Below are 10661 nucleotides of genomic sequence, written 5' to 3'. Positions count from 1 at the left end.
ATTGGAGCGGGCAGCGGGAATCGAACCCGCATCATCAGCTTGGAAGGCTGAGGTAATAGCCATTATACGATGCCCGCGCACCGAATTGACGCCGTCACTATGCCACAATTAGCAAAAAAGAAAACCCATTTTTTATCAAAACCCGTTCAAGCGAACAGTAAATAAACAAAGTAAATTCAATTGGTTGAGATTTGTGTGCTTTTGGTTATTTTTAACTCAATTGAATATCTACTCTTGCGTTTAAATTTTGAACTTTTCCATTTCTTGATTGAGTACAGTGACATTATCTTTTACTTGCGCTGACGTTTGGTTTGAGATTTGGCTAATACTTGCCACACTTTCCACCGAATTGACAACCTCTTGCATGAATTGAGTCATTTGGTGTGTTGATTGTTGTTGCAGATCGGCCGCCGAGGATAACTGGTGCATTTCCTTATCTAACGCCGTTATTTTTCCTTGTACGTCCATCATTTTGTTGAAGGCGTGGATGGTCTGCGCCGCACCTTCATTGGCAAGGTTCTGACTCATGTTAATTTCATTGACCACAGCCGCAGTCGCTGACTGTATGGCGTTTATAATAGTGTTAATTTCTGTGGTTGATTGAGTGGTTCGAGTCGCCAGCAGCCTAACTTCATCCGCTACCACAGCAAAGCCTCGTCCATATTCTCCGGCTCTTGCGGCCTCAATCGCCGCATTTAAGGCCAGAAGGTTAGTTTGTTCCGCTAATCCCTCTATTACTTCGGTCACACGCCCAATCGATTCGCTTTCTCGACTAAGATCGAGCACCAATTGCGTTGCCTTTTGTATGGTTTGATCAAGCTTATCAATACTTTTTCTATTTTGTTCTAGCGCCGAGGCTCCCTCTTTGAGCTCATTTTGTGATAACAAAAGAGATTGCGTAGATTGTTCAGCTTTTTCTGCGGTCGCCATAGAATACTGCGCCACATCGCTCAAACGTACTGTAACCTGCTCAATACTTGCTCGCTGCTGCTGTACTTGCTGCCGAGTGTTTGAGTTATAGTTCAGAAGCTCATCCATGTTTTGACTGACCTGTTGCGCTTTGGTACTGACTCCCTGAACGATCGTTCGCAGTGAGTTGTTCATATTGTTTATCGCGGCGGTAAGCTGAGATAGCTCGTCGCTACCTTCACACAAAAGTGCTGGTTGAGAGACATCTCCTGCCGCAATAATTTCGGCTCTCTTTCCAATTCGACTCACTCTGCGGCCGATATTCTTACCTAAGTAATTGGAAAGCAAAACAGCAACTGAAACAGTCACGGCAATCATGATAAATAACACGTTAATCACATTACTAATGCTACGACTCATCCTTTCGCCACTTTGCTCTGCTTTTGATTGTTGAGTGGCGATAACATCTTCAAGACGGTTAGTCATTTTATCTACGGCAGGCATAAGTTGTGTGGCCATTTTTTGATTGACGCCGTTCCATAGCTCAGATTGGCGTATTGCAATCACCTGCTGTGCGAGTGGGAAATAAAGCTGCTGCATCTCATTAAATAATGACCAAAGACTCTGTTCATCATCCGATAGCAAAGAGGACTTTTCCACAATTTCAGCAACAGATTGGTTATGAGAGTTAATCAGGTCTTGATATTTTTCGAGATGTTCAGGCTTCGCATACAGTAAGAAATCTCGCAACGATGCCAGTGCATTAGCTAACGAATTATAGCTGTCAGCATACAATTTAAAGAGACGTTTCCGCTCCCCTCCTTCTTTGTTAGTCGACTCGTCGTTAATCAGCCCTTGTAACTGGTCAAGGGCAACTTCTGCTATGGGGGCGGCCTCGTTAATGAATAATGTGTGGGCAGGTAAATTATCCTCACTTTGGCTCAGTAATACGATGCCTTGGATATGCGCTTTGATTGCAGCCCATTCGCTTATGATCGCGGTGTATTGCTCACTGAGAATCAGCGTTTCTAACACCGGTACCGTTTTGTCCATCTGTCCAATAATAGTTTCAAGTTTTGTCAGTTGCGTTGCACCCACTGCACTTTGAGAACCCACCAATAAATAGGCGCGTAACGTTGAAATAACCTCTTGCATCGACTGCTGAATATTTCGACTAGTATTCACGGTTGGCAGATCCGTTTGCAGCAATGAATTGGTGTGAGTTTCGACTTGCGTAATACTGCGATAGGTAAAAAAGGTCGAAATGATAAGAAGCACCACCAGCAATAAAAAACTTAATTGCAACTTCCCTGATATCGAGAGTTTCATCCTTTGACTCCTCAAAATTTTCTTCGTTTAACTATAGCGGGTTCAATGGGTTTATTAAATGCGTATAGCCAATGCGAGTCTACCGTATACTCGTTTTATAATCCTAAATTGAGCATTGTGCGTTCAGTTGTGGCGTTTATTCCACTCGGGCTATTTATCATCCCTAATGCGCTATTTTCATCGTTTTGTGGTGCATTTTGTTAATCTTTGCTTTAATTGGGACAAATATTCCTAAATTTCTCATGTTATGTCTTTTCATCGACTTATTATTCTTAGCATCGTGTTTTTTTCAGGATGTGCAATGTATGCGGGCTTGAACTATGACCAACTGTTTGGTGAAGCAAGCGTTCAGTCAAGACAATCGCCAGTAGATTCAAAAGAAGCCTCTTTCTTTTTAAGTGATGTTAAACCCATCATCGATCAGCGCTGCGTGGTCTGTCACGCCTGTTATGATGCGCCCTGCCAGCTAAAAATGTCTTCAGTTGAAGGGATTGATCGTGGAGCCAGTAAAGCGTTGGTTTATCATGGTACGCGTCTGACGGCGTCGGCTCCTACCCGTTTGTTTGAAGATGCACAATACACAGAGCAGTGGCGAGATTTTGGTTTTCATCCTGTGCTGAACGAGAGATCTCAAACGCCTACCGCGAATCTAGAAGCAGGATTAGTAGCGAAATTATTAATGCAAAAAGAGGAACATCCGTTACCAGAACAAGATCAGCTAAAAGGTTTTGATTTTTCGATAGATCGCGAACAAGTTTGCCCAACAATTGAAGAGTACGGACAGTACAAACAAGATCACCCAACGTGGGGAATGCCTTATGGCATGCCAAATCTTAGCCCTCTTGAATACAATACGCTACTCACGTGGCTCAGAGATGGCGCAATCATGAATGGCCATATTCCGCTCACTTCTGATCAGGAGAAATCGGTTGCGCAATACGAAAACTTTTTAAATAAAGATACAGCAAAGAATCAGTTAATGGCTCGTTATATCTACGAGCATCTTTTTCTTTCTCACCTTTATTTTTCTGAACTTGCTGGTCAGCCTAGATTTTTCACTTTGATACGTTCGACAACGCCCCCGGGCGAGCCGGTTAACCGAATTGCGACAAGGCGTCCTTACGATAATCCTGGTGTAGAACGCGTCTACTACCGTTTGATCCCTGAGCAAGGCAGTATCGTAGATAAAACTCATTTACCCTATGCGTTGAATAAAAAACGTCTTGATGATTGGCAGGCATGGTTCATTCAACCTAATTATCAAGTCTCGGTTTTGCCTAGCTATGATATTGAAGTTGCCGCCAATCCGATGACGGCATTTGATGCCCTTCCGGTTAAAGCACGCTTTCGATTTATGTTAGACAATGCTCAAAACACCATCATGGCTTTCATCAAAGGGCCAGTGTGTCGTGGTCAGCTAGCCCTGAATGTTATTAACGACCATTTTTGGGTGTTCTTTCTAGACCCAGAGAAAGCTGATTTACCCGAAGTGAATCAATTTTATCGCTCGCAAACCGCGAATCTAAAACTGCCAAGCGAGTTGGAAAGTAACACGTTGCCTATTACTCATTGGGTCCGCTATGCGCATCAACAAGCACGTTATTTGAAAGCAAAATCTGAATTTACTAATCAGTGGTTCAAAAATGGCGAGAACTTAACCATGGATGTACTGTGGATGGGTGATGGCTATAACCCGAATGCGGCACTAACTATTTTTAGGCATTTCGATAGTGCATCGGTAGTGCAAGGTTTGGTGGGAGAAAAACCCAAAACAGCATGGGTGTTAGACTATGCCCTACTAGAAAGAATCCATTATTTACTGGTGGCGGGTTTTGATGTTTACGGCAATTTCGGCCACCAGCTCATTACTCGCATGTTTATGGATTTTCTGCGTCTTGAAGGTGAAAGTAATTTTGTCTCTCTGCTGCCTAAAGAGATAAGGCACCAAGAGCAGTCAAGTTGGTATCAAAATCAAAGCACTCAACTTAGTGACTTTTTGCAACGTAACAACGTAACGTTGTCCCTTTTGATCAACCGACCAGTATTGTTTACCACACGCAAGATCCAAAATCTGAGTTGTTTGATCTTTTGAAGTCTGAGCTTCAACCTGTGTTATCAAATCGTTATTCGATAATTGACACTGGTTTTTCAAAGCGCAGTGAACAGATGTTAAATAGCATTAATAAGATCAAAGGCGAAGGGTTGCTGGCTGTGCCACAAATTATGATGTTGATGATCACGGCTGAAAACGGAGAGGATCAACTGTTTACTTTGTTACACAATAACGCCCATCTCAATATTTCAAGTCTATTTGATGAACAAAGCAACCGTGACCCAGCGAATGATGATTTGACTCTAGTGAGAGGTGTCATTGGCAGTTACCCTTCTGCTTATTTGTCACTGCATGAACACGAGATCGCAGAATTGGTGATGCTATTGAGTAAAATGCAAAATGAGCAGGACTACGTTAAGTTGCTCGATAGGTTCGCCATTCGCCGCAGTTCTTCGAAGTTTTGGCCGTTCAGCGATAAAGTTCATGCATGGTATCGAAAAAATCAACCTGTCGAATCTGGTTTACTTGACTACAATAGATTTGAAAACAGATAAAAGTCACCTTTAATGGGTGAGATGAGAGGTGCCAAATGACCATACGCGACAGCATTGAAGCACTAGAACAACAAATTTATGTAGCCTGTTCTGAAGGTGACTATGAGACAGTCAATCAGTTAGAACATCAGTTGGAAGTGTTACTGTATAAGGCACAACACCCTTTTGATGATGATCCTAATGGGTTAAATAGCGGTTCGACGACAAATGACGAATGGCGCTGAATAAAAGACGGGAGCCATATCGCTCCCGTCTATTTATCAGATCATTAAAAAACAGAAAATTAGAAAAAATCTATTGAGTTACGGCCACTTTCAGCATCTTTGCTTTTAGGTGCATCGGAGTTCTCTTTCTTTGTGGTCGTCGGCTTATTTCTAGCCGGTTTGGTTTTTGACGCCTTTTGCTTCGGCTTAGGCATATTTGTTGCTGTCACTACCGACGTCACATCAGTTTCAGGTACTTCAGTCACGGGTTGATCACACAATACAACGTAGTACTCCTGGTTAAATTCAAGAAAATCCCCATTGTACATTTTACGTCGTTTTCGAGTTTCAAGTTCTCCATTGACTGCCACGTAACCATCGCTAATCAGGAATTTTGCTTGCCCGCCACCATCCACTAGGTTAGCAATCTTTAGCACCTTATAAAGCTCAATAGGTTGCGACGAAACTTCAATACCAATCGCCTCTATTTCAATTTCTTCGTTTTCTAATGTGTCTTTATCGTTAATCATTACGTTTTTCTTATCACGAATTTTCACGCAGTGTAATGCTAAATGCACAAATTAGGAACCACAGTTAAATACTTCAACTGAACTGATAAGCCCACCGTTTTGTCATACACACATCACTCAGGTTACCTTGTCACCATTTTCTGAATGCGTTCCGCTCGCTGTTCATCGCTTTCTTGACTTGGTGGTGGCACGGTAAGCCCCTTAATCACTGCAGGGCGTTGCGCGATTTCCGCCAACCAACGTTGGAGGTGCTCGAGCCCGTCAATATTAATGCCACTCCATTCGTAAATTCTCACCCATGGCCATGTTGCGATATCGGCGATGGTATATTCATCACCCGCAAGATAACGGTGATGCTCTAATTGGCTATCCATGACTTCAAATAGACGTCGCCCTTCTTTTTGGTAACGATCAATGGCAGGTTGTATTTTTTCTGGAAAGTAACGAAAGAAGACATTAGCTTGCCCCATCATCGGCCCTACGCCTCCCATTTGAAACATTAACCATTGGATCACTTGAGAGCGGGCTTTCGGATCTACGGGCAGAAATTTTCCCGTTTTTTCTGCCAAGTAAAGCAAAATTGCCCCAGATTCAAATACTGGAAAATCATCGTTATCTTTATCTACAATTGCGGGAATGCGTCCATTCGGATTGATGGCCGTAAACTCAGGCTCTTTTTGCTGATTGGTTGAAAGATCAAAAGCGTTGACCTTGTATGGCAACCCCATTTCTTCTAATGCAATGGAGATTTTCTGACCATTCGGCGTTGCGGCGGTATACAGTTCAATCATTCGTCGGTTCCTCGGTGAAATGATGGGCGTTGCTCAACGGATTTAAGCAAATAGCAAAATTGCCACTTTGTGTCTCAACAAGGATATATAAGCAGTAATCTCTTTAGACGTAAACTCTCATGCACGATAAACTAAACACAACCATAATTTTATAACGAATTATCCATGATAAAAGTGACAGTGTCTCGCTTAATAAAAGGCCACGATTTAAAGCAATCCATTGCCGCGTTGATAAAGCAAGAGAACATACAAGCGGGTAACATCGCTTCTTGTGTCGGGTGCCTATCTGAAGTGCGCATCCGCCTCGCTGATGGATCTTCAGAGCTACACCTTGTTGATGCATTTGAAATTGTCTCTTTGATAGGCACGCTAACCGCATCTCATCAACACTTGCACATTGCGGTTGCAGATAAAACAGGCAAAGTGTTCGGTGGTCATCTTTTGGATGGTTGTCTTGTCAATACTACCGCAGAGCTGATTTTACATTCCTACCCTGACTTAGTGTTTCAGCGAGAATTTGATAATCAAACGGGCTACAGTGAGCTGGTGGCACCTTGTTAAAATCCCTTTAATGATAAAAGTGAATGCGAATATACTAGTCTGCATTCTGTAAAATGTGGTGAAGCGTGTTTTTTATTCACCCATTTCTCCCTAATAACGATAGGCAATTCGACGTTGAGCAATTTCCGTCTGTGAGCTATCTCTCACATCTGTTCTTTTTGTAATAACTCTGTATAATTCGCCGCCTATTTAACCATTGTTTATGTTCTGCTGATTTGGCGTCTGAACATCACTGATTCGCTAAACTGAATACCTAGGAAAACTCTCTTGATCTCTACCGCAAATATCACCATGCAATTTGGCGCTGAGCCTTTATTTGAAAACATTTCTGCAAAATTCGGTAACGGCAATCGCTACGGTTTGATTGGCGCTAACGGCTGTGGTAAATCGACGTTCATGAAGATCTTGAGTGGCGCGTTAACTCCCAGCTCAGGCAACGTCTCCATTACACCAGGGCTAAAATTGGGTGTGCTGAGCCAAGATCAGTTTGCTTTCGAACAATACACGGTAATTGATGCCGTGATTATGGGTGACCGTAAACTATGGGAGATCAAGCAAGAGCGTGACCGCATTTATTCATTAGCCGAGATGAGCGAAGCCGACGGCATGAAAGTCGCCGAGCTTGAGAGCGAATACGCTGAAATGGATGGTTACACCGCCGAAAGTCGCGCGGGTGATATTTTGTTAAAAGCGGGTATTGAGGAATCGTTTCATTTTGGCTTGATGCAACAAGTGGCTCCTGGTTGGAAACTGCGCGTTTTGTTGGCGCAAGCCTTGTTTGCCAACCCTGATATTTTGCTGCTTGATGAGCCAACCAACAACTTAGACATCCACACCATTGGTTGGTTGGCTGAAGAACTTAATCAGCGTAAATGCACCATGATTATTATTTCCCATGACCGTCACTTTTTGAACTCAGTGTGTACCCATATGGCTGATATTGATTACGGTGAACTGCGTATTTATCCGGGTAATTATGAGTATTTTCTTGAAGCGTCAAGCTTGATTCGAGAGCAGTTACTCTCTGGCAACGCGAAAAAAGCGGCCGAGATCAGCGAACTGCAAGACTTCGTTAACCGCTTTGGTGCCAATGCTTCAAAAGCAAAACAAGCTAGCTCACGCGCAAAAAAAATGGACAAGATCAAGCTTGATGAAGTGAAATCCTCAAGCCGCATCAGTCCTTCGATTGATTTTGGTGAAGGTAAGAAACTGCATCGCCTTGCACTTGAACTACAAAATCTCGGCCACGCTTTTGACGATGAACAGCTCTTCAACGGTGGTAATCTGCTGCTTGAGGCGGGCTCGCGTTTGGCGGTAATTGGTGAAAACGGCGTCGGTAAAACGACCTTTCTACGCTGCTTAGTCAAAGAGCTGCAGGCCAACCAAGGTGTGGTGAAATGGTCTGAGAATGCCTCAATTGGCTATTGCCCTCAAGACAGTACTGTCGATTTTGATAACGATCTGACTATCTTTGATTGGATCTCGCAGTGGCGCACAGTAAAACATGATGATTTGATGGTGCGTGCCATTCTTGGCCGACTACTCTTTACAGCTGATGATGTGAATAAGAAAGCAAGAAACTGCTCGGGTGGTGAGAAGAACCGTCTGCTATTTGGCAAACTAATGATGCAAGATATCAACGTGCTGATCATGGACGAGCCAACCAACCACATGGATATGGAAGCGATTGAGGCGCTCAATAACGCGCTAAAGTCCTACACGGGGACACTGATTTTTGTTAGCCACGATCGCGAGTTTGTCTCTTCGCTGGCCACTTCGATCATTGATGTGAAAAACAAACAGTTGGTCTACTTCCAAGGAACGTACGATGAATACTTGGCTCATCAGCAGAAATTGTTAGCTGCGGCGTAATCAAACCAACGTCATAATTCTTGATACTTGTTGCCGCCAGAAATGACGGCAACAACGGATAATTTAGATTCTGCTGTTTAGTCTTAGCTTATTTTATCGGCCACTGACAAGTCGCCTACTTGTAACTCCAAGTCGTTTGGGTATCACTGTAATTTGTTATAACTCTGGTTTAACCCAAACATTGCTAAAATCAAACCAGCCTAACGCGTTGCATTTCGCGTTTTGTAATGCACCACATTGATCTTTGCTTATCCCTAACCAACAGTGGAACATCGGGATAACTTGCTGTTTTTCTATCAAAGACTTGCCAATCTCTTTGGCCGGAAATATGGCATTTGGATCGGCGCGCCATTCATCCACTAACTGGCACCAATACGAAAAATCTTCAGCGCGGCTTAAATGCTCGATATCACTGTAATCAAGTAACCATCCTGCTAACGCATCTTCTCTATGGTTGGCAATTCCCATCGGTTTGACCCAAACATCGACAGCATCGGTGTCTTCAACCGTCAAATCATATTTAACAAGCTCCACCGAAATCCCATCTTCTTTTAACAGCTGTTGTATTGTTTTCACTAAGCTTGGAAACATGGGGTGCTGAGCATGATATGCAATGGTGATCGAACGCTCGCCCGGCGGTGTGGCGGCAACATCTCCCGATGACTGATGATACCAGCCCGGTTTCAGGCCATAAGCAGGTAACACCCCCAACTCGACCACTTTGTCTTCTGGTAATTGACGAAATAGGTTGAGAGTACTGAGCTTATTGGTAAGGTAGCGAGCCCAATTTACATCTGCGGCGACGCCATTTTTTCGATTGAGTAACAAGTAAGTACAGCCGGGATCAAGATCCACGTCTTCTGTAAATGAACCTCGCTTTGTTTTTATCGGATGCGATAAACTAGGAAAAACCATCGAAGAATGTACTTCGTCAATCACCCACACTTCGACCCGGTCTAACAAAGGCCTAAATCCAAAATATCCATCAAACGCTTGCAAAACTAAGCGTTTTTCATCATTTAAAATGACTTTGTAAGGGCCAGTACCAATCGGCATTAAATCAAAATTATCACTACGATTGGACTCTGGTAGTAAAATCTTGGCACATGACTCAGATAAAAGAAGCGGTAAGCGACTATCAGCTTTTTGTAAAAAGATATCGATAACCCAGTTGGAGGGCGAGCTGATCCTATCAAGATGGGAGAATAAGTTCAGAAATCGCAATTCCCACAAACTTTGGATAACACCGTCGGTGGTAAGCAAATCACCATTGTGGAAACGAACCCCTGGGCGAAGATAAAAACGCCAATGTGTTGCTGTCACCGATTCCCATGTATGTGCGAGATCTGGCTGCAGTTGTTCATATTCATCTAGCCGCGTTAGCCCACTAAAAATTTGCATTACGATATGTTGCTCAGATCGACGCATCGATTTTAGCGGGTTTAGCATTGAAAGCGGGCGATAATAAGGCAACCGTATGACTTGCAGACCTTCTTGGTGCTGAACACCAAGATAGCTTTGGATCACTTGCGTCAGTTTCGCCGCATCTTGATCCAGCACCGAAAATGCATGGCCAATTTTACCTTCATCTAAGTATCGACGCGCAAGGTTTTCACTGACATCACTGCGACTACGTTTAAAAATGAGATCGGATAATTTTCCACGCCCCGCCGCAGGACGCCATTCTATCCAGCCTTCATCCTCCATTTTATTTAGAACAATACGCGCATTACGGCGTGTGCAGAAAAGGATCTCGGTGATCTCTTCTAGCTGGACACCAACATCTTGGCCGTTAAAGTGCTCAAATAAGGATTCAAATTGAACGCGAAGTCGTGGGCTACTCATAAAGAGGAAATCTC

The 10661-nt window shown here is 43.4% G+C and carries 7 protein-coding genes, 1 tRNA gene and 1 pseudogene; 4 read left to right on the top strand and 5 right to left on the bottom strand.

Annotated elements, in window-relative coordinates:
- Positions 1–2 precede the first annotated feature (2 nt).
- Together PL85_RS09095 and PL85_RS09090 are read right to left on the bottom strand one after the other, a co-directional pair.
- Positions 3–77: transfer RNA gene (locus tag PL85_RS09095), tRNA-Gly, on the bottom strand.
- 163 nt (positions 78–240) lie between these two features.
- Complete coding sequence (locus PL85_RS09090) at positions 241–2238, bottom strand: methyl-accepting chemotaxis protein (protein WP_064626167.1); 1998 nt, start codon at positions 2236–2238, stop codon at positions 241–243.
- 247 nt (positions 2239–2485) lie between these two features.
- Between PL85_RS09090 and PL85_RS09085 the strand changes: the two are divergent.
- Both PL85_RS09085 and PL85_RS09080 read left to right on the top strand, forming a co-directional pair.
- Positions 2486–4845: pseudogene (locus tag PL85_RS09085) on the top strand (fatty acid cis/trans isomerase).
- Between the two features lie 35 nt (positions 4846–4880).
- Positions 4881–5069 carry a hypothetical protein gene (locus PL85_RS09080; RefSeq protein WP_013867807.1) on the top strand — a complete coding sequence of 63 codons (189 nt, stop codon included), beginning with the start codon at positions 4881–4883 and terminating at the stop codon, positions 5067–5069.
- Positions 5070–5128: 59 nt separating this feature from the next.
- On the opposite strand, the gene PL85_RS09075 is transcribed toward PL85_RS09080, so the two are convergent.
- Entirely contained in the window at positions 5129–5578 is a 450-nt protein-coding gene (locus PL85_RS09075) for an RNA-binding S4 domain-containing protein (RefSeq protein WP_212756386.1), read from the bottom strand.
- Positions 5579–5700: 122 nt separating this feature from the next.
- A complete protein-coding gene (locus PL85_RS09070) occupies positions 5701–6369 on the bottom strand; it encodes a glutathione S-transferase family protein (protein ID WP_013867809.1) in 669 nt (222 codons plus the stop codon).
- A gap of 165 nt (positions 6370–6534) precedes the next feature.
- Between PL85_RS09070 and PL85_RS09065 the strand changes: the two genes are divergently transcribed.
- Together PL85_RS09065 and PL85_RS09060 are read left to right on the top strand one after the other, a co-directional pair.
- Positions 6535–6930 (top strand): PPC domain-containing DNA-binding protein, encoded by a 396-nt coding sequence (locus PL85_RS09065; RefSeq protein ID WP_115340211.1) that lies wholly within the window; start codon positions 6535–6537, stop codon positions 6928–6930.
- Between the two features lie 267 nt (positions 6931–7197).
- On the top strand, positions 7198–8802 hold the full coding sequence (locus PL85_RS09060) for an ABC-F family ATPase (protein ID WP_017042824.1): 1605 nt from the start codon (positions 7198–7200) through the stop codon (positions 8800–8802).
- Between the two features lie 156 nt (positions 8803–8958).
- On the opposite strand, the gene PL85_RS09055 is transcribed toward PL85_RS09060, so the two are convergent.
- Positions 8959–10647 (bottom strand): SgrR family transcriptional regulator, encoded by a 1689-nt coding sequence (locus tag PL85_RS09055; protein WP_017046920.1) that lies wholly within the window; start codon positions 10645–10647, stop codon positions 8959–8961.
- Positions 10648–10661: the final 14 nt, after the last annotated feature.

Origin of the sequence: Vibrio anguillarum (genome assembly GCF_001989995.2) — a bacterium.
In the GTDB taxonomy this organism is placed as follows: domain Bacteria; phylum Pseudomonadota; class Gammaproteobacteria; order Enterobacterales; family Vibrionaceae; genus Vibrio; species Vibrio anguillarum.
Note: the sequence above shows the minus strand (reverse complement) of the source record. Positions and strands in the feature narration are given on the sequence as shown.